Here is an 18,219-nt window from a genome sequence, read left to right as displayed (position 1 = left end):
AATCCGGAGTTCGTCATTTGAAATTCGACCGGCAACGGACCCGTGGAGGCGGATCCGAACGGGAAAGCTTTGCCTCATGCCGGTCAACACATCAGCCCCCGGGCTGAAACAAACGCCTGCCCGTCCGGGCAGGTAACAGGCTGAAAGCCAAAAGTGGAGGAAACCATGTCTTTGAAATCACTTTCCGTCGCACTGCTTGCAACGGCAGCAACCTACTCGGTTGCTCCGGCCATGGCAGCGGGCGACCTCAATGTCATCTGTTCGGCGGATGTCGTGATCTGTGAACAGCTGCAGGGCGACTTCGAAGCCAAGCATGACATCAAGGTCAACATGGTGCGCCTGTCGTCAGGCGAAAGCTACGCAAAGATCCGCGCCGAATCCCGCAATCCGAAGACCGATATCTGGTGGGGCGGCACCGGCGACCCGCATCTTCAGGCAGCTTCTGAAAACCTGACCCAGGAATACAAGTCGGAAAAGCTCGCAGACCTTCATGAGTGGGCTCAGAAGCAGGCGGAAAGCTCCGGCTTCAAGACCGTTGGCGTTTATGCCGGCGCTCTCGGCTGGGGTTACAACACCGAAATCTTCAAGGACAAGGGCCTTGCCGAACCCGCCTGCTGGGCAGACCTCCTGAAACCTGAGCTGAAAGCTGAAATCCAGGTCGCCAACCCGAACTCTTCCGGCACCGCCTATACCGCGCTTGCTTCCCTGGTTCAGATCATGGGCGAAGACGAGGCCTTCGACTATCTGAAGGAACTCAACAACAACGTGTCCCAGTACACCAAGTCGGGTTCTGCACCGGTGAAGGCCGCGGCACGCGGCGAAACCGGCCTCGGTATCGTCTTCATGCATGACGCCATTGCACAGGCTGCTTCCGGCTTCCCGGTCAAGGCAATCGCACCGTGCGAAGGTACCGGTTATGAAATCGGCTCCATGTCCATCGTCAAGGGTGCCCGCAACCTCGACAATGCGAAGGTCTGGTACGACTGGGCCCTGTCCCCGGAAGTTCAGTCCCGCATGAAAGAGGCAAAGTCCTTCCAGCTGCCGTCCAACAAGGCTGCCGAAGTTCCGCCGGAAGCACCGAAGTTCGAAGATATCAAGCTGATCGACTACGACTTCACCACCTACGGCAATCCGGATACCCGCAAGAGCCTCCTGGAGCGTTGGGACCGTGAGATTGGCGCTATCGCCAACTGACCCCAACACCCGAAGAAGTCCGCACACGGCTGCCTAAAAGCCGGGTGCGGGCTTCGCCCGGACAGACTGCGCAGCAAGGCGGACGTACGTTCGCTGAAAGCTGCCGCCACAAGCATCTGCACATCGATGGCAGTGCCGCGGCAGGTCCGCACTTCCGGCCGGCTTCGCCAGCGCATCGCAATAGCCATGCGGCGGGGTACGACCGTTATTGAAAAACCATAAATACAGGGGTGGCCATGCTGAGTGGCAACAAACGGCTGAACGCTCTAATCGGGCTGGGGATCGGCGCCTTTCTGATCGTACCCTGGTACAGGGTCGAACGCGGCTTCTTTTCCTTTGAGTGGCCATCGGACTTTCCGTTCTCACCCGATCTCGCGCCCGGTCTTCTGCAGATCTTCGCGGAAGGTCGCGTGTGGCTTGTACTGGCACTGGCTCTCTTCCTGATCGGCGGCAGCGCGCGCTTCATGGCGGACGCCAACAAGCGCGGCCGATTGCTCGTCGTCACCGGTACCATCGGCATTCTGTACATGGCACTTCAGGGCCTTGCGATCAGCTTCACCGGCTGGGCCTGGACCTTTCCCGAAACCGCCTTCGGAGCCTTGCCGCTTGGCCAGCCCGCCATGGGGGCCGGTGCCATCCTCACCTCGCTGATCTTCGTCCTTTTCATCGCCTTCGGCCTTGCCGAGCGGGGCTTCATGAAGGGCGATGCCTTTGTCGTCGGATCGATCTCCATCCTGATCTTCCTGGTGACGGTATTCATCTTCTATCCCATTGGCTCGATGTTCGCCGGCTCGGTGCAGGATTTCGACGGCTCCTTCAAGCCGGACGGCTTCATCCGCAACATGCAGGATCCCGCGATCTGGAGCCTTGATTGTGTCATCGGCGGCAATCGCTGCGGCGTCGCATGGCGCACGCTGTTCCTTGCGGTGATGACCGGCCTCGGCTCGACCATTCTCGGCCTCGCCTTCGCACTGGTCGCCACACGCACGCGCTTTCCCTTCAAGAAAGGCCTGCGGCTTCTGACCGTCCTGCCGATCATCACCCCGCCCTTCGTGATCGGCCTGGCACTCACCTTGTTGTTCGGCCGCTCCGGCGTCGTTACCGAAGCGCTCGACACGCTGTTCGGCATCGAACCAAGCCGTTGGCTCTATGGGCTGACAGGCATCTGGATTGCGCAGGTCCTGTCCTTCACGCCAATCTCCTTCCTCGTCCTGATCGGTGTTGTCGAAGGTGTCAGCCCATCGATGGAAGAAGCCTCGCAAACGCTGCGGGCCGACCGCTGGCGCACGTTCTGGCGCGTCTCTCTGCCGTTGATGAAACCCGGCCTTGCCAACGCTTTCCTGATCGGCTTCATCGAAAGCATGGCCGATTTCGGCAATCCGCTGGTGCTTGGCGGCAGCCATGGCGTGCTCTCGACCGAAATCTTCTTTGCCGTCGTCGGCTCGCAGGTCGACCCGTCCCGCGCCGCCGTGCTCGCGATCATCCTGCTCAGCTTCACACTGACTGCCTTCCTTGCGCAGCGTCTGTGGCTGTCGGGCAAGAACTTCGCAACCGTCACCGGCAAGGGCGACAGCGGTGCCCACGCAGGCCTGCCGAAGAGCCTCTCCGTCACCGTCTATGGCATCGTTCTTCCCTGGATGGGCTTCACCATCGTCGTCTACGGCATGATCCTGTTCGGCGGCTTCGTGAAGACCTGGGGTCTCGACAACTCCCTGACGCTGGAACACTACGCCAGGGCGTTCTCGGTCACCTTCCAGGATGGTGCTCTCGTGTGGACCGGCGTTGCCTGGAACTCCTTCTGGACGACCATGGAAATCGCGCTGATCTCCGCCCCCCTGACGGCGGCAGTCGGCCTGCTGACGGCCTATATCATCGTGCGGCAGAAATTCGCCGGCAAGAACGCCTTCGAATTTGCCCTCATGATGAGCTTCGCCATTCCCGGCACCGTCATCGGCATCAGCTACATCATGGCCTTCAACCTGCCGCCCATCGAGATGACCGGCTCGGCCCTGATCCTGGTTGCCTGCTTCGTCTTCCGGAACATGCCCGTTGGCGTGCGCGGCGGCATTGCCGCCATGAGCCAGCTCGACAAGAGCCTGGACGAAGCTTCGCTGACGCTTCGGGCCAACAGCGCCCGGACCCTGCGCAAGGTGATCCTGCCGCTGTTGCGGCCGGCCATTACCGCCGCGCTGGTCTATTCCTTCGTCCGGGCAATCACCTCCATCAGTGCGGTCATCTTCCTGGTCAGCGCGGAATACAACATGGCGACCTCCTACATCGTCGGCCTCGTCGAAAACGGCGAATACGGCATCGCCATCGCCTATTCCTCCATGCTGATCTTCGTGATGATCACGGTCATTGCGGGCTTCCAACTGCTGGTCGGCGAACGCCGCCTGCGCCGGGAAAACCGCGTCTCCGGCATGGCCAAATCCAATAAAATCCGTATCGCGCAGGAGAAAACTGCATGACTGACCTCAAACCCGGCTCCGTCGTTTTTGAAAACGTCCGCAAGGACTTCGGCACCTTCACCGCCATTCCGGACCTGTCGATCACCATCGAACCCGGCACTCTGGTGACCCTGCTCGGCCCCTCCGGCTGCGGCAAGACGACCACCTTGCGCATGCTGGCAGGTCTCGAACACCCGAGCGCGGGCAGGATCCTGATCGGTGGACGGGACGTGACCATGGTTCCGGCACATGAACGCGACGTCTCCATGGTGTTCCAGTCCTATGCCCTTTTCCCGCACATGAACGCGCTCGACAATGTTGCCTACGGCCTGGAATCCTCCGGGTACAAAAAACGCGAGGCGCGCGAGCGGGCGGAAGAAGGCCTTGCCCAGGTCGGTCTTGGCGGCATGGGTCACCGCCTGCCGGCAGAGCTTTCCGGTGGTCAGCAGCAGCGCGTCGCGGTCGCTCGTGCTCTGGTGCTGAACCCACAGGTGCTTCTGCTGGACGAACCCCTGTCCAACCTTGATGCCCGGCTGCGCCGGCGCGTCAGGACGGAAATCCGCGAGCTGCAGCAGCGGCTCGGTTTCACCGCCGTCTACGTCACCCACGACCAGGACGAAGCACTTGCGGTGTCCGACCGTATCGTGGTCATGAAAGACGGCAAGATCGCCCAGGAGGGCGCTCCGCGCGAACTCTACGAAGAACCCGTCTCAGAGTTCATCGCAGACTTCATGGGCGAGGCGAATGTCGTCAGCTGTGAAGTCGTCGGGCGAGAAGGCGACGAAACACTGATCGATGTCGGTGGCCTGCAGCACCGACTGCGCGCCCGCCAGACCGCCAATGGCAAGGCCAAGCTGGCGGTACGGCCCGGCTCGGTCGTGCTGAACCCGGAAGGTGCTTCCGGACTTGGCGGAGAGATCCTGACCGCAGCCTATCTCGGCGATCACGTCGAATACGAGATCGAGACCCAGGTCGGAAACTTCTTCGTCATCGATCATTCGGTCGAAAGGTCGTTTGCCCCCCACACAGCCGTTTCCCTCGGCTTCCGCAACCGCGGGCTCGCCCTGATCGAGGCATGAGATGACACTGGTTACTGAAGACATGTCCCCATCGACCGATGCGCTGACAGCAAGGTTCGCCGCAGCTCGGGAAATCGCCGAAGAAGCCGGTTCCCTGGCACTGGACTATTTTCGGCGGCGCAAGGACCTCACCATAGAGATCAAGGGCGGCCTGCAGGATGTCGTTTCGATCGCCGACAGGAACGTTGAAACCCTCATCCGCGACAGGCTGCACACGTCTTTTCCCGAAGACGGCATCCTGGGTGAGGAACACGGCGTCGAACAGGGCAGCAGCGGGTTCACCTGGGTGGTTGACCCGATCGACGGCACCTCCGCCTTCGTTCACGGTCTGCCGAGCTGGTGTGTTTCCATCGCCCTTCTCAACGGCACGGATCTGGTCATGGGTGTTATCCGCGTGCCTTGCGACGACGAGAGCTTCGCAGCCGTCAAGGGCGGCGGCGCAACACTTAACGGCGAACCCCTCCGGCTTGATTCATCCAGAACCCTGCAAAACAGCCTGACCGGGATCGGCGCCAACCACGCCGTGCCAGCGGAAATGATCGGCGCGCTTATCGCCGGTCTGATGGCGCGTGGCGGCAACTACATCCGCACCGGATCGGGCGCGCAGATGCTGGCCTCCGTGGCCGCAGGCAGGCTCGCCGGTTTCTACGAACCGTCCATGCATGTCTGGGATTGCCTTGCCGGCTATTGCCTAGTCGCCGAAGCCGGCGGCAGCTACCGCCCCTTCCCGGTGGCGGTGGATGCCATCCTGGACGGTGGTCCGGTTCTCGCGGCCGGTCCGGGAACGTTTGACGATCTGTCGGCTCTGGCAACGGAGTGCGAGCGTTTCCTGAAAAGCTGACGTTTCAGGGAAATCCTGCAAACATCTCCAAAGGCGTGTCTCGGAAGAGGTACGCCTTCTTTTCATTCAGGACCTTTTGAACGACCTCAAAACATCACGCGCAGCAATTTTCCGGTCGATTTTTCAAACTCGAGCCATTCCGGGCGAACCTCTGTCAGAACATCGATTTCCGCCCAACCACAGCCTGAAAGCGGAACGCAGACGGCCCGGCGCCCGGGGCTGTCCGTTTGCTCGTCCGCATTCAGCAGCAAGAACTTCAAGCCGAGTGCATCCGTCGCCGCAGCTGTATTCTTCGCAGACAGGTAAAGCGGCGCAGCGGGGTTTGCAGCTATCATGTAATCAGGGTTCGCCTCTACTTCCGGCGGCCCAAAGCCGACAAGATAGCGAGTGGCGTTTTCGAAGATACGGACATCCTTGCGTTCCAGGTCTTCTGCAATACGCTCGATGGCGTTGAGCGCGGCCCAATCGCAATTGCCGCCACACTCTTCTCCGCTGGCGAGGGCAAACTCCGGCACATCCCGGTTTATTGCCGCCAGCAGTTCTGCAGACGCCTGAGGCAGACCAAAGGCAGCAAGATGCTGTGCAGCGTCTTCGCGTGTCTGGTTTGCACCTATTGCGGAAAAGCTCTCCAGAACGGCCATCCGCTGCAGCAATTCAGAAGAAATCCGACCGTTATGAAGAAAACTTCCGGCGGTGTTTCCCTCTGCATCAAAGACCAGGACCCGATCGACAGCCAGAACGATGTTGCCACCTTTCGGAAAAGGCAGACGGTCACCGTTTGCCAAGATCAAACGTCTTTGACCGTCGCCCTCTGACAGCTTCATCTGGAGACCGCCGAACTCGACCTCACCCGTGATGGGGGAAGGCAACGTGTCCGCAGCGGCGCCTCCCGCGAGAAGGCAGGGGCTCACCACGGCCAGAAGTCCCAAAGTTCTTGCGTAGATACCTATCGCGTGTCCCTCTCTCATATTCGTATGCGCTCGCCGGCAGCGGGAAAGGTCGCACCAACAAGAGGGTCGATCAAGCCGATTGCCCTGCCATATCTGACTGCCGTCGATACTGTTCGCGGAACGCGCCCGGTGTCAGGCCGGAAAGGCGTGAAAACAGGCGAACGAAGGATGGCGGGTCGTTGTAGCCGACCGCAAAGCAGATATCCGAGACGGGCCGATCCGTTTCGATCAGGAGATCCCTGGCACGTTCAATGCGAAGCTCCTGGAGATACTGTTTCGGGGCAAGTCCCGTTGCCAGCTTGAAGCGCCTTTGAAAGGTCCGCGCCGGCAGCCCGCTGGTGCGCACCATATCGGCAACGCTCACGTCGTCACCCGACCGGGTTTCCAGGAAATGCTGCACTTTCAAGATGGAAGCATCGCCGTGCCGAAGTTCAGGCAGGAAGCGCCTGAACCGGCGCTGGTCGCGGCGGCGAAAGTCGACAATGAAATGCCGCGCCGTGGCAACGGCCACCGGGTACCCCAGAAACCGCTCGATGAGCGCCAGCGCAAGATCGACCCAGGCCATGAGGCCTCCGGCCGTGATCAGGTCGGAATATTCGATCAGCAGCCTGTCCGTATCGAGCCTGAGGTCCGGATAGGTTGCTGACAAACGCTGTTCCAGTCCCCAATGGGTCGTAACCTTGCGCCCCTCCGCCAGACCGGCCGCCGCAACGAATGTCAGCCCGGTACAGGCCGAACAGACAACAGCGCCGCGACCGTGCAAATGCTGGAGAAAAGCAGGAAGAGCCGGAACCTCTTCCAGACGGACAGTCCCTGCCGAGGGCGGCAGGACTACCGCGTCATATCGGTCCACTGCCGCAGAAAAATCCTCCAACAGATCCAGTTTCATCCCGGTATCGCTGATCCGCGCCGCATGGCCCAGAATATCCTGGAGCCCGTAGACAGCGGATTTCAAGGATCCCGGATAAGCGAGAATGGCGATCGACAGCGATTGGTCCATTTGGCTGATTTAGCACATTCTTTGTCATTTGCGCCAATCGCCCTGAAAGATGCTCGAAGTTAGGTTTCTCCAAAGCACAAACACATGGAGACCCCTATGCTCGGCACTCTCGATAAATCAGCTTCCTGTCTTGCACTCGGCAACCTGACCGTCACGGCCCTGTCGGACGGTTATCTCGACATTCCCGCAGCCTATTTTTCCAACGTGACACAGACCGAACAGGACGCCGTCAGCCCGAGCACACGCTTTGGCGCCAATACCTGGTTGATTGAGACCGGCACCCGCAAGATCCTGGTCGACACCGGATCGGGCGAATATCTGAAGGAACGATTTCCGGCCAGCGGCACGCTGACATGGCAGGCTCCGGAAAAGACCGAAGAGCGCGCAGCGGTGACCGATATCGTCATTACCCACATGCATGCCGATCATATCGGCGGACTGTCACTGAACGGCAGCAGTCTCTTCCCGAATGCAGAGATCCACGTTCAGGCCGCCGAGTGGGACTTCTGGACCGACGCAGCCCTGCTGACCTCCGTGCCGGAAGACAAACGGCCACTGGTGGGTCTCATTCAGGCGCTTGCGAAACCGGTCGGCAATCAGCTGCGGCTTCATCGTGGCGATGCCGACATTGGCGATGGCATCACCCTGCTCTCAGCGCCCGGCCACACCCCTGGCCATCAGGCCTTGCACCTTTCTTCAGGCAACAAGGAAGCCATTCTGCTCGCGGATGTCGTGGTGTCGGATGCGCTGCAATTTACCAATCCGGACGTCCGCTATGCGCTCGACAGTGACCCGGATCTGGCCGTGAAAACAAGAAGGGCTCTGTTAGACAGGCTGTCGGCAGACAGGATCCCTTTCGCCGCGACGCACCTGTCTACCGACAGGTTCGGATGCCTGGAAACACGCGACAACGGGTTCGCTTTTGTGGAGATTTGAACACAAGGCGACTTTTCAACCACGCCAAGTCCTTTCGTGGCTGCGCAGGCCTTTGCGCCGCGGTCTCCTCAAAAAACAGGTCCCGGCTCGAGGCCGGGACCTGGCTTTGCGGGAGGCAGGGTGTGCGAACGGCTTAACCGATGCTGACCCAGCCATCCTTTTCGGCCGACGCGAAGATAGCGTCGAGGATTTTCATGTTCTGGACGGCATCTTCCGCGCCATAAGGAAGTGGCGCTTCACCGGTGATCGCCCGGCCAAACACATCCGCCAGTTCGGCATATTGATCGCAAGGCGCGATGATATCCGACTGCATCGCCGCATCGCCGAGCAGCGAACCGTCGTCAAGCCGGATCTGAACAGCTTCGCCCTGCGGCGCGTTGAACGGGATGACGATTTCCAGCCGCTTCTTCGTACCGACCAGATGAATGCGCTGATAAGGCGTCAGCTGGGTCGAGACGGTGAAGTTGAGATGCCGGTTGTTGCCGAAGTCGAGCAGGGCACTGGTCATGCGGTCGGTGCCGAAGGCGGGATCCCGGTCGATCAGCGAAACGACCCGCTGAGGTTCGGCATCGAAGAAATACCGGCCGGCCAGCATCGTGTAGCAACCGATGTCGAGCAGCGCACCCCCACCGATATCCGCCTTGTTGCGGATGTTGCCCGGGTCATCGTTGTAGTAGCTGAAGAAGGTCTGGATCGCCTTCAGCTCCCCCAGATCGCCGGACCGCACGATCTCGCGCGCCTTGATCCATTGCGGGTGGGCCCGAACCATGAAGCCTTCGGCAACCAGCTTGTCTTTCGGCAGGTCCAGAAGCTGCTTTGCCTCTTCGGCATTGAGAGCCACCGGCTTTTCGCAAAGCACGTGCTTGCCCGCGTTCACCGCCTGGATCGTCACGGGCACATGCATGTGGTTGGGCAGCGGATTGTAGATCGCGTCGATCTCCGGATCTGCGAGCAGCTCCTCGTATGATCCGTAGGCCTTCTCGATGCCGAGACCCTTCGCTGCTTCCTTTGCCCGGTCGAGATCTCGCGAAGCAATCGCATAGGCGGTGCCGGTCTTCGACCGCTGGATGCCCGGAATGACCTTATCAAGACCGATTTTCGCGGTCGAAACGATCCCCCACCTGATAGTCTTTTCCGTCATGCCGGCATCCTTCCCATGATTTTGAGGTACGCACGCCAGATGACATAAAACGATTTAACTCCGCAAGGGCAGAAAGGCCGGAGAAAGGCCTGCTCGCTGGTGAAAAGCTGATTTGAATCCGGCCTCATCGGCTGGACGCGGGCGGCAGTCACATCAATCTCGCCCCCCCGGACAAGCGTAGCGGAGATCCGGGGAGACATCGAAGGTCTTTCACCGCGATTTCACACAGCAGCGCCGCCCCCGTGAAGGGAGCACTGTCCCGGCTCAGAATTTCTCCGGCACGTAGAGATGTTCCGGCAGGACCTTGCGCTCATAATCGGAATTGTAGACCCGTTCCGGCAGCTTGATGGGGTCGTGCGGGATATCTTCGTAAGGGATCATCGACAGGAGGTGGCTGATGCAGTTGAGGCGCGCCTGCTTCTTGTCGTTGCCTTCCACGATGAACCAGGGTGCTTCGGGAATATTGGTCCGCTCGAAGGTTTCTTCCTTGGCCTTGGTGTAATCCTCCCAGCGCACGCGGGATTCCAGGTCCATCGGCGACAGTTTCCACTGCTTCAGCGGATCGTGGATGCGCATCAGGAAGCGCAGCTGCTGTTCTTCGTCCGTAATGGAGAACCAGTATTTGATCAGCCGCACACCGGAGCGCACGATCATGCGCTCGAATTCCGGCACATCGTGGAAGAACTCCTCCACCTGGCTATCGCTGGCAAAGCCCATGACGCGCTCGACGCCGGAGCGGTTGTACCAGGAGCGGTCGAACAACACCATTTCTCCGGCGGCTGGCAGATGCGGCACGTAGCGCTGGAAGTACCACTGGGTCTTTTCACGGTCGGTTGGTGCCGGCAGCGCCACGACACGGGCGACACGCGGATTGAGCCTTTGCGCGATGCGCTTGATGACCCCGCCCTTGCCGGCGGCGTCGCGCCCCTCGAAGATGATCACGATCTTCTCACCGGTATGCTGCACCCAGTCCTGCAGCTTCACCAGTTCGGCCTGCAGACGCAGCAACTCGTGGAAATAGGTGTTCCGGTCGATGGTCGACTTGTGCTTCTTCGCGGAGATGAAGGCGAGATCCTTGGCGACGAGAAAATCGTCGATCTCCATTTCCAGCTCTTCGTCCAGGCTGTCTGCCCATTCCGCTTCAACCCAGGTTTTTGCACTTTCTTCGGTCATCAATCGGTTCCTTTGAAATACATCCCGGAGGTACGCCCAGGTTCGTCAGCGCATTCAACCGGACGCAGAATGCTCAAGGACTGTGAACAGGTTATCCATGAAAGTTTTTTGACAGTCGCGCCTGTTCCCCTGTCATTCTTTCTAGCAGCAACGCTTTCGCACTCAAATTACCCTTGCAAATGAACGAACGTTCATTTATTTTTTGCGATAGGGAGAACCAAGATGGCAAGTGCAGCCGCAAGACCGCAAAGCCGATCCAGAACGGGCGCGAAAGGCCAGGAGACTGCCGCACGTGTGCGCAAGGCAGCCCTGAAACGCTTTGCCGCCAACGGTTATGCCGCTGTCTCCATGCGCGAAATCGCCGCCGATGTCGGCGTTCAGCCAGGCGCGCTCTACAACCATTTTCCGACCAAGCAGGATATCCTGAAGGACCTGATGCTCGCCCACATGGGCGAACTCCTTGCTGCCTGGGACGAAGCGGCTTTTGCGGCTGACATGGACCCGCTGGAGCGTTTTGTCCGCTTTCACATCCGCTATCACCTGGAACGGGCGGACGAGGTGTTCATTTCCTACATGGAACTGCGCAATCTCGAACCGGACAACTTCGACATCGTCGAAGCGGAGCGCCGTCGCTACGAGGGCATCCTGACGGCTATTCTGGAAACCGGCTCCGCTGAAGGGCGCTACAGCGTACGCGAACCGAGGGTCGCCACCCGCGCGATCATCGCCATGCTGACTGGCATTCCTAGCTGGTACCGCCAAGGCGGCCGCCTGTCGAAACTGGATATCGAAGAGATTTACCTGGACCTGGCGCGCAAGGCCGTTGCGCCGGAGAACCGAGACATTCCGGCCCCTCAGGCGTGAAACCGGACGCGTGGGGAGCAAGCAACTGAACTCAATCGACCGTCCACAAGGTTGATCCAAGGGAGACCGGGTGACATGAGCATCCTGAAATCGAGCCTATCGCCGAGAAGCGAACAGTTTGCAGCAAACCGCGCTGCCCACGAAGCGGCCATGGACACCGTCAAGGCAGCAGCCCAGACAGCCCTGGACGGTGGTGGCGAGACCGCCCGACAGCGTCATGTGTCCCGCGGCAAGATCCTGCCGCGCGAACGCGTCTCCCGCCTGCTCGATCCCGGCTCACCCTTCCTGGAAGTCGGCATGCTGGCCGCCCACGAGATGTACGAGGGCGCGGCCCCCGCCGCCGGCATGATCGCGGGCATCGGCCGGATTGAAGGCCGCGAGGTGATGATCCTCGCCAATGACGCCACCGTCAAAGGTGGCACCTATTATCCGATGTCGGTCAAGAAACACCTGCGCGCTCAGGAAATTGCCTCGGAAAACAATCTACCCTGTATCTATCTGGTCGACAGCGGCGGCGCCAACCTGCCCAACCAGGACGAGGTCTTCCCCGACCGCGACCACTTTGGCCGCATCTTCTTCAACCAGGCCAACATGTCGGCAAAAGGCATCGCCCAGATCGCGGTCGTCATGGGTTCCTGCACAGCGGGCGGCGCTTATGTGCCGGCCATGTCGGACGAGACCATCATCGTCAAGAACCAGGGCACCATCTTCCTGGCCGGTCCGCCTCTGGTGAAGGCCGCCACTGGCGAGGAAGTATCTGCGGAAGATCTCGGCGGCGGCGATGTTCACACGCGCCTGTCCGGCGTTGCCGATCATCTGGCCCGCGACGATGCCCACGCACTCGCCCTCGCCCGCCGCGCCATCGCCAGCTTAAACCGCACAAAGACGCCATCCGTCGCGCTGCAGACCCCGGAAGACCCGCTCTACGATCCGGACGAAATCCTCGGCGTCGTTCCGGCCGATCTGAAAACGCCCTACGACATCCGCGAAGTGATCGCCCGCACCGTCGACGGATCGCGCTTCGATGAATTCAAGGCCCGCTACGGCACCACACTGGTCTGCGGCTTCGCTCATATCCATGGCATGCCGGTCGGCATTGTCGCCAACAACGGCGTTCTGTTTTCCGAAAGCGCAGTGAAGGGGGCTCATTTCGTCGAGCTCTGCTCCCAGCGCAAGGTTCCACTGGTATTCCTGCAGAACATCACCGGCTTCATGGTCGGCCGCAAATATGAAAGCGGCGGCATTGCCAAGGACGGTGCCAAGCTGGTGACGGCGGTCGCCACCACCTCGGTCCCGAAGATCACCATGCTGGTGGGTGGCTCCTTCGGCGCCGGCAACTACGGCATGTGCGGCCGGGCCTATTCGCCGCGCTTCCTCTGGACCTGGCCCAATTCCCGCATTTCGGTCATGGGCGGCGAACAGGCCGCCGGCGTGCTTGCCACCGTCCGCCGCGACGGTATCGAGCGCAAGGGTGGCAGCTGGTCGGCGGATGAGGAAAAAACCTTCAAGCAACCGATCATCGATCAGTTCGAACAGCAGGGTCACCCGCTTTACGCGACTGCCCGGCTCTGGGACGATGGCATTGTCGACCCACGCAAGACCCGGGACATTCTGGGCCTTTCCCTGTCGGCAGCCCTCAACGCCCCGATCGAAGACACGCGCTTCGGTCTCTTCAGGATGTGATCCGATGTCCATCGACGAGCTGAAAGCAAGATACCCCGGCGCCGAAACCTTCAAGTTCGGCGACAATGCGGACCTGTGTGCCCAGCTCATCGCCCTTGTCCGCGCCGGCAGGAAAACCGCCACATGCGGTGCCTTGCAGAGCTATGAGGACGGCGGTGACGTCCTGCCCGTTCATGGACGGCGGGACATTGCACTGAACTGGGACGACACCCCCGCGCTGGTGATCGAAACACTGGAAGTGTCCGTCGTGCGCTTCTGCGATGTCGGGGAAGACTTCGCCCTGGCGGAAGGCGAGAATGATGACCTCGCCGGCTGGCGCAGGGACCATCAGGTCTTCTTTGAACGCAACGGCGGATTTGACCCGGAAATGGACCTTGTCTGCGAACGCTTCAAGGTTGTTGAAGATCTGCAGCCGGAGCTCAAGCCGTGAGCAGGATCGAGACACACATCGGCGACATCACCCGGCTCGACGTGGATGCCATCGTCAACGCGGCCAACTCGTCGCTGCTCGGCGGCGGTGGTGTCGATGGGGCGATCCACCGTGCGGCAGGTCCCGAGCTCCTGGCCGAATGCAGGACGCTTAACGGCTGTGAAACAGGCAAGGCAAAGATCACCAGTGGCTACCGTCTGCCCGCCCGCCACGTCATCCACACGGTCGGCCCCGTCTGGAAAGGTGGCACGTCGGGCGAAGCGGACCTTCTTGCCTCCTGTTATGAAACCAGCCTGCGTCTTGCGGCAGAAACCGGCTGCAGAAGCATAGCCTTCCCGGCTATTTCCACCGGTATTTACGGCTATCCGGCCGGCAGCGCCGCGTTGATCGCGGTGGAAACTGTCAAACGGGTTCTGGAGGACCTGCCGGAAATCGAAACCGTCACACTGGTTGCCTTCGACGAGGCTAGCCATGCCCATCTTCTGGCAGCACTCGGGAGGAAACCTCATGAAGGGTGAAGTCCGCTCGATGGTGGAATGCGGCCCGGATATCGAAGCGGCGTTCCGTGACCAGCATCCCGACATACAGCTGACGCAGCCCCTGACGGCCATTCTGGTTGCGCTCGACGAAGGCAATATCGACAAGGGCGACACCCTCTCCGTCGGCGGCCTGAAGGTGAGCGTGCTGGCAACCGGACGAAGCGCGCTCCTTGCCGACGGGAGCCGGAACTCCATCACGGTGTTCAGCGAGCTGCCCATACAACATATGCCGGATCTTGCTCCGGACCGAACTGCCGATACCCCCGGCGCACTAGTCACTCCCTGGGAGGAGAACTGAGAAATGTTCAAGAAGATCCTCATTGCCAACCGCGGCGAGATTGCCTGCCGGGTGATGGCAACGGCCAAGAAGCTCGGCATCAAGACCGTTGCGGTCTATTCCGATGCGGACGCCAGGGCCAAGCACGTTGCCATGGCCGACGAGGCTTTCCGCATCGGACCGGCACCGGTCTCGGAAAGCTATCTGAAGGCTGACAAGATCATCGAAGCCTGCAAGCTGAGTGGCGCCGAAGCCGTGCATCCGGGCTACGGCTTCCTGTCGGAAAATCCGGATTTCGTCGACGCCCTCGACAGGGCCGGCATAGCCTTCATCGGCCCGAGCGCCTCTTCCATCCGCGCAATGGGCCTGAAGGATGCCGCCAAGGCGCTGATGGAAAAGGCCGGCGTGCCGGTGGTGCCCGGATATCATGGCGAGAACCAGGACGCGGACTTCCTGAAGGAACAGGCCGACCGGATCGGCTATCCGGTGCTGATCAAGGCGCGTGCCGGCGGTGGTGGCAAAGGCATGCGCCGGGTCGATGACCCGAAGGATTTTGCAGACGCCCTGAAAGGCGCGCAGCGCGAAGGCGAAGCCAGTTTTGGCGATGGCCGCGTGCTGATCGAGAAATACCTGACCAAGCCGCGCCATATCGAGATTCAGGTTTTCGGCGACAGCCACGGCAATGCCGTGCATCTGTTCGAGCGCGACTGCTCGCTGCAACGCCGCCACCAGAAGGTGATCGAGGAAGCCCCTGCCCCCGGCATGCCGGTAGAAATGCGCCGCGCCATGGGGGACGCCGCCGTGACCGCGGCCAAGGCGATCGACTATTCCGGCGCCGGCACTATCGAGTTCATCGCCGACGTTTCCGAAGGCCTCAGATCCGACCGGTTCTATTTCATGGAAATGAATACCCGGCTGCAGGTCGAGCACCCGGTTACCGAGCTCATCACCGGCGAAGACCTGGTCGAGTGGCAGCTTCGCGTGGCCTCCGGCGAAACCTTGCCAAAGCGCCAGGAAGATCTTTCCTTCAACGGCTGGGCCTTCGAAGCCCGGCTGTATGCGGAAGATGCGCCGAAGGGCTTCCTGCCCGCCATCGGCACGCTGGAGCATCTGGCCCTTCCGGAAGACAGCGCGCGGGTCGACAGCGGCGTGCGCTCCGGAGATGAAATCACCCCTTATTACGATCCGATGATCGCCAAGGTGATCGTCCACGGCCCGACCCGCCAGGCGGCACTCGGCAAGTTGCTGGCAAGCCTTGAGGCAACGGAAGTTGCCGGCTGCGTCACCAACGCCGGCTTTCTGGCGGCCCTGTGCCGCCATGAAGGTTTTGCCGCGGGCGATGTCGACACCGGCCTCATCGACCGGGATCTGACCCAGCTCATAGAAGAACCCTCCATCCCGGTGGACGCGATTGCCCTTGCCGCTCTCACGGCGCTCGGCCTGACCAGGCCGGCAAGTGGCAACGATCCGTTCGACACGCTGGCCGGATGGCGGATCTGGAGTGCATCGCGCCAGTACGCACTGCTTGAAATTGCAGGCGAGCGCCGGGATGTCGAGGTCCATGCCCTCGGCCATCAGCGGTTCGCGGTCCAGCTGGAGGAAGGCTCACGCAAATATGCTCTGGTGAAGGTGGAAGGCGGTGCGATCACCTACGACTGTGACGGCCACCGTGCCCGCGCGGTCGTGGTGGAGGACCGCAAGGGACTGACGGTCTTCCTCGGCGGCCATGCTTTCCCGGTTGCCTTGCCGGACACGCTCAGCGCAGACGAGGAAGCCGGCGGCGCGGGCGATCAGCTGATCGCACCGATGCCCGGCCTCGTGAAGGTTCTGAACGCCAAGGCAGGCGAAGCCGTGACGAAGGACCAGCCTCTGGTGATCCTGGAAGCCATGAAGATGGAACACACGCTGAAAGCCCCGCGGGACGGTGTCATTGGCGAGGTTCTTGTTGCCGAAGGCGAGCAGGTAACCGACGGCACCGTCCTTCTGGCGCTCGCGGAGGAAGCCGATGCTGCCGCATGACGCCACGAGTTATGACGACCTGTCCGGCAGGTTCCGATGGGAGATCCCAGACCGGTTCAACATCGGCGTTGCCATATGTGACGACTGGGCGGCACGCGAGCCGAACCGGGAGGCGCTGGTCTATACGGACGAGGACGGCAGCGCCACCAGCTACACCTATGGTGACCTGAGGCGGCTTTCCAATCAGCTTGCCAACCTGCTGACTGCCCGAGGCGTACAGCCCGGAGACCGGATCGGCGTCCTGATGCCGCAAAGGCCCGAAACCGCCTTTGCCCATATTGCGGCCCTGAAACTCGGCGCGATCACCATTCCGCTTTTCACCCTGTTCGGTGAAGAAGCACTTGAGTATCGGCTGAAGGATTCCGGCGCGAAGGCGGTGATCACGGATGCAAGTGGCGCTGCCAAGCTGGCGACTATCCGTGACCGATTGCCGGAACTGACGACTGTCCTTTGTGCAGATGAAGACGTCCCGGGGGCAGAAAGCCTCCATCATCACATGGCCGGACACGAAGGCACATTCCACCCCTTCGACACAGGCCCCGATGACCCGGCAATCATCATCTACACTTCCGGAACCACCGGACAGCCCAAGGGTGCCCTGCACGGCCACCGGGTGCTGCTCGGCCATCTGCCGGGCGTCGAGATGAGCCATGATCTTCTGGGCCAGCCGGGTGACAGGATCTGGACCCCGGCGGACTGGGCCTGGATCGGCGGCCTGCTCGACGTTCTGATGCCCGCGCTCTTCCTGGGTGTGCCAGTGGTAGCGTGCCGGTTCAGAAAGTTCACCGCGGAAGCAGCCTTCCAGCTGCTGCAGGACCAGAAGATCCGCAACACCTTCCTGCCGCCAACCGCGCTGAAGGTGATGCGTCAGGTGGAAGCCCCGGAAAACCGCTGGCAATTCACCCTGCGGTCCGTTGCCTCCGGTGGCGAGACACTCGGCGCGGAGCTGATCGACTGGGGCCGCCGCACATTCGGCCTGACGATCAATGAATTCTACGGCCAGACCGAGTGCAACATGATCGTTTCCAGTTGCGCCAGACTGATGGAAGCGCGCCCCGGCATCATGGGCCGCCCGGTTCCGGGTCATGATGTCAGCGTCGTCAGCGACACGGGCGAGGAACTGCCTGCCGGATCACTCGGCAACATCGCCGTCAAACGTCCTGATCCTGTGATGTTCCTGACCTACTGGAACAACATGGAAGCGACGAAAAAGAAATTTGCGGGCGACTGGCTTTTGACCGGCGACACGGGCATCAAGGACGACACCGGGTGGATCCGCTTCGTCGGACGGGATGACGACGTCATCACGTCATCAGGCTACCGCATCGGCCCGGGAGAGATCGAGGATTGCCTGATCAAACACCCGGCGGTCGCAATGGCCGGTGTCGTCGGCAAACCCGACAGCCAGCGCACGGAGATCGTCAAGGCGTACATCGTCTTGAAAAGCGGCATTGAACCGACCGACAAACTTGCCGGGGAAATCGCCGACTTCGTCAAGACGCGCCTTGCAGCCCACGAGTATCCGCGCGAAGTCGCTTTTGTCGACGCCCTGCCCCTGACCACCACCGGCAAGGTCATCCGCCGTGAACTGCGCGCCCGAGCCGAGCAGGAAGAGTGATCGTGTCAAACGCCGTTTAACGAATGCC

At 61.1% G+C, this 18,219-nt stretch carries 16 protein-coding genes; 12 read left to right on the top strand and 4 right to left on the bottom strand.

The window, feature by feature from the left end; genetic code table 11:
* The first annotated feature begins 165 nt into the window (after window positions 1-165).
* The 4 genes from J7447_RS23070 (at window position 166) to J7447_RS23055 (ending at window position 5,561) form a co-directional block, all read left to right on the top strand.
* Window positions 166-1,194 (top strand): ABC transporter substrate-binding protein, encoded by a 1,029-nt coding sequence (locus J7447_RS23070; protein ID WP_031270233.1) that lies wholly within the window; start codon window positions 166-168, stop codon window positions 1,192-1,194.
* A gap of 236 nt (window positions 1,195-1,430) precedes the next feature.
* The gene (locus J7447_RS23065) at window positions 1,431-3,662 is read left to right on the top strand and encodes an iron ABC transporter permease (RefSeq protein ID WP_209171068.1); all 2,232 of its coding nucleotides are present in this window, start codon (window positions 1,431-1,433) and stop codon (window positions 3,660-3,662) included.
* A complete protein-coding gene (locus J7447_RS23060) occupies window positions 3,659-4,720 on the top strand; it encodes an ABC transporter ATP-binding protein (protein ID WP_168687497.1) in 1,062 nt (353 codons plus the stop codon). The genes J7447_RS23065 and J7447_RS23060 overlap by 4 nt, the downstream gene beginning before the upstream one ends.
* Before the next feature lies 1 nt (window position 4,721).
* On the top strand, window positions 4,722-5,561 hold the full coding sequence (locus J7447_RS23055; RefSeq protein WP_286189454.1) for an inositol monophosphatase family protein: 840 nt from the start codon (window positions 4,722-4,724) through the stop codon (window positions 5,559-5,561).
* An 86-nt stretch (window positions 5,562-5,647) separates the two neighbouring features.
* On the opposite strand, the gene J7447_RS23050 is transcribed toward J7447_RS23055, so the two are convergent.
* Both J7447_RS23050 and J7447_RS23045 read right to left on the bottom strand, forming a co-directional pair.
* Window positions 5,648-6,529, bottom strand: a complete 882-nt coding sequence (locus tag J7447_RS23050; RefSeq protein WP_209171067.1) for a hypothetical protein — start codon at window positions 6,527-6,529, stop codon at window positions 5,648-5,650.
* Window positions 6,530-6,581: 52 nt separating this feature from the next.
* A complete protein-coding gene (locus J7447_RS23045; protein ID WP_209171066.1) occupies window positions 6,582-7,511 on the bottom strand; it encodes a helix-turn-helix domain-containing protein in 930 nt (309 codons plus the stop codon).
* 96 nt (window positions 7,512-7,607) lie between these two features.
* On the opposite strand from J7447_RS23045, the gene J7447_RS23040 reads away from it, so the two are divergent.
* A complete protein-coding gene (locus J7447_RS23040) occupies window positions 7,608-8,447 on the top strand; it encodes an MBL fold metallo-hydrolase (RefSeq protein ID WP_209171065.1) in 840 nt (279 codons plus the stop codon).
* Window positions 8,448-8,580: 133 nt separating this feature from the next.
* Here J7447_RS23040 and J7447_RS23035 read toward each other — a convergent pair whose 3' ends face one another.
* A complete protein-coding gene (locus J7447_RS23035; protein WP_075283366.1) occupies window positions 8,581-9,588 on the bottom strand; it encodes a Gfo/Idh/MocA family oxidoreductase in 1,008 nt (335 codons plus the stop codon).
* A gap of 264 nt (window positions 9,589-9,852) precedes the next feature.
* Window positions 9,853-10,761 (bottom strand): polyphosphate kinase 2, encoded by a 909-nt coding sequence (gene ppk2, locus J7447_RS23030; RefSeq protein ID WP_055659675.1) that lies wholly within the window; start codon window positions 10,759-10,761, stop codon window positions 9,853-9,855.
* A gap of 222 nt (window positions 10,762-10,983) precedes the next feature.
* Here ppk2 and J7447_RS23025 point away from each other — a divergent pair, with 222 nt between their 5' ends.
* From J7447_RS23025 to J7447_RS22995, 7 genes are all read left to right on the top strand, one after another.
* A complete protein-coding gene (locus J7447_RS23025) occupies window positions 10,984-11,625 on the top strand; it encodes a TetR/AcrR family transcriptional regulator (RefSeq protein WP_209171064.1) in 642 nt (213 codons plus the stop codon).
* A 75-nt stretch (window positions 11,626-11,700) separates the two neighbouring features.
* Window positions 11,701-13,308 carry a carboxyl transferase domain-containing protein gene (locus J7447_RS23020; RefSeq protein ID WP_209171063.1) on the top strand — a complete coding sequence of 536 codons (1,608 nt, stop codon included), beginning with the start codon at window positions 11,701-11,703 and terminating at the stop codon, window positions 13,306-13,308.
* Between the two features lie 4 nt (window positions 13,309-13,312).
* The gene (locus J7447_RS23015) at window positions 13,313-13,738 is read left to right on the top strand and encodes an ASCH domain-containing protein (RefSeq protein WP_209171062.1); all 426 of its coding nucleotides are present in this window, start codon (window positions 13,313-13,315) and stop codon (window positions 13,736-13,738) included.
* A complete protein-coding gene (locus tag J7447_RS23010) occupies window positions 13,735-14,256 on the top strand; it encodes an O-acetyl-ADP-ribose deacetylase (protein ID WP_209171061.1) in 522 nt (173 codons plus the stop codon). Before J7447_RS23015 ends, J7447_RS23010 begins: the two co-directional genes overlap by 4 nt.
* Window positions 14,246-14,575 carry a hypothetical protein gene (locus J7447_RS23005; RefSeq protein ID WP_023002913.1) on the top strand — a complete coding sequence of 110 codons (330 nt, stop codon included), beginning with the start codon at window positions 14,246-14,248 and terminating at the stop codon, window positions 14,573-14,575. The genes J7447_RS23010 and J7447_RS23005 overlap by 11 nt, the downstream gene beginning before the upstream one ends.
* A 3-nt stretch (window positions 14,576-14,578) precedes the next feature.
* Window positions 14,579-16,573 (top strand): acetyl/propionyl/methylcrotonyl-CoA carboxylase subunit alpha, encoded by a 1,995-nt coding sequence (locus J7447_RS23000; protein WP_209171060.1) that lies wholly within the window; start codon window positions 14,579-14,581, stop codon window positions 16,571-16,573.
* Window positions 16,560-18,191, top strand: a complete 1,632-nt coding sequence (locus tag J7447_RS22995) for an acyl-CoA synthetase (RefSeq protein ID WP_209171059.1) — start codon at window positions 16,560-16,562, stop codon at window positions 18,189-18,191. Before J7447_RS23000 ends, J7447_RS22995 begins: the two co-directional genes overlap by 14 nt.
* The last annotated feature ends 28 nt before the right edge of the window (window positions 18,192-18,219 follow it).

Source organism: Labrenzia sp. R5_0 (assembly GCF_017743835.1).
Taxonomy (GTDB): Bacteria; Pseudomonadota; Alphaproteobacteria; order Rhizobiales; family Stappiaceae; genus Roseibium; species Roseibium algicola.
Note: the sequence above shows the minus strand (reverse complement) of the source record. Positions and strands in the feature narration are given on the sequence as shown.

Bases quoted from the DNA above. Each gene is read 5' to 3' on its own strand.
- J7447_RS23070 (WP_031270233.1), top strand. From the start codon at position 166: ATGTCTTTGAAATCACTTTCCGTCGCACTGCTTGCAACGGCAGCAACC.
- J7447_RS23065 (WP_209171068.1), top strand. From the start codon at position 1,431: ATGCTGAGTGGCAACAAACGGCTGAACGCTCTAATCGGGCTGGGGATC.
- J7447_RS23060 (WP_168687497.1), top strand. From the start codon at position 3,659: ATGACTGACCTCAAACCCGGCTCCGTCGTTTTTGAAAACGTCCGCAAG.
- J7447_RS23055 (WP_286189454.1), top strand. From the start codon at position 4,722: ATGACACTGGTTACTGAAGACATGTCCCCATCGACCGATGCGCTGACA.
- J7447_RS23050 (WP_209171067.1), bottom strand. From the start codon at position 6,529: ATGAGAGAGGGACACGCGATAGGTATCTACGCAAGAACTTTGGGACTT.
- J7447_RS23045 (WP_209171066.1), bottom strand. From the start codon at position 7,511: ATGGACCAATCGCTGTCGATCGCCATTCTCGCTTATCCGGGATCCTTG.
- J7447_RS23040 (WP_209171065.1), top strand. From the start codon at position 7,608: ATGCTCGGCACTCTCGATAAATCAGCTTCCTGTCTTGCACTCGGCAAC.
- J7447_RS23035 (WP_075283366.1), bottom strand. From the start codon at position 9,588: ATGACGGAAAAGACTATCAGGTGGGGGATCGTTTCGACCGCGAAAATC.
- ppk2 (WP_055659675.1), bottom strand. From the start codon at position 10,761: ATGACCGAAGAAAGTGCAAAAACCTGGGTTGAAGCGGAATGGGCAGAC.
- J7447_RS23025 (WP_209171064.1), top strand. From the start codon at position 10,984: ATGGCAAGTGCAGCCGCAAGACCGCAAAGCCGATCCAGAACGGGCGCG.
- J7447_RS23020 (WP_209171063.1), top strand. From the start codon at position 11,701: ATGAGCATCCTGAAATCGAGCCTATCGCCGAGAAGCGAACAGTTTGCA.
- J7447_RS23015 (WP_209171062.1), top strand. From the start codon at position 13,313: ATGTCCATCGACGAGCTGAAAGCAAGATACCCCGGCGCCGAAACCTTC.
- J7447_RS23005 (WP_023002913.1), top strand. From the start codon at position 14,246: ATGAAGGGTGAAGTCCGCTCGATGGTGGAATGCGGCCCGGATATCGAA.
- J7447_RS23000 (WP_209171060.1), top strand. From the start codon at position 14,579: ATGTTCAAGAAGATCCTCATTGCCAACCGCGGCGAGATTGCCTGCCGG.
- J7447_RS22995 (WP_209171059.1), top strand. From the start codon at position 16,560: ATGCTGCCGCATGACGCCACGAGTTATGACGACCTGTCCGGCAGGTTC.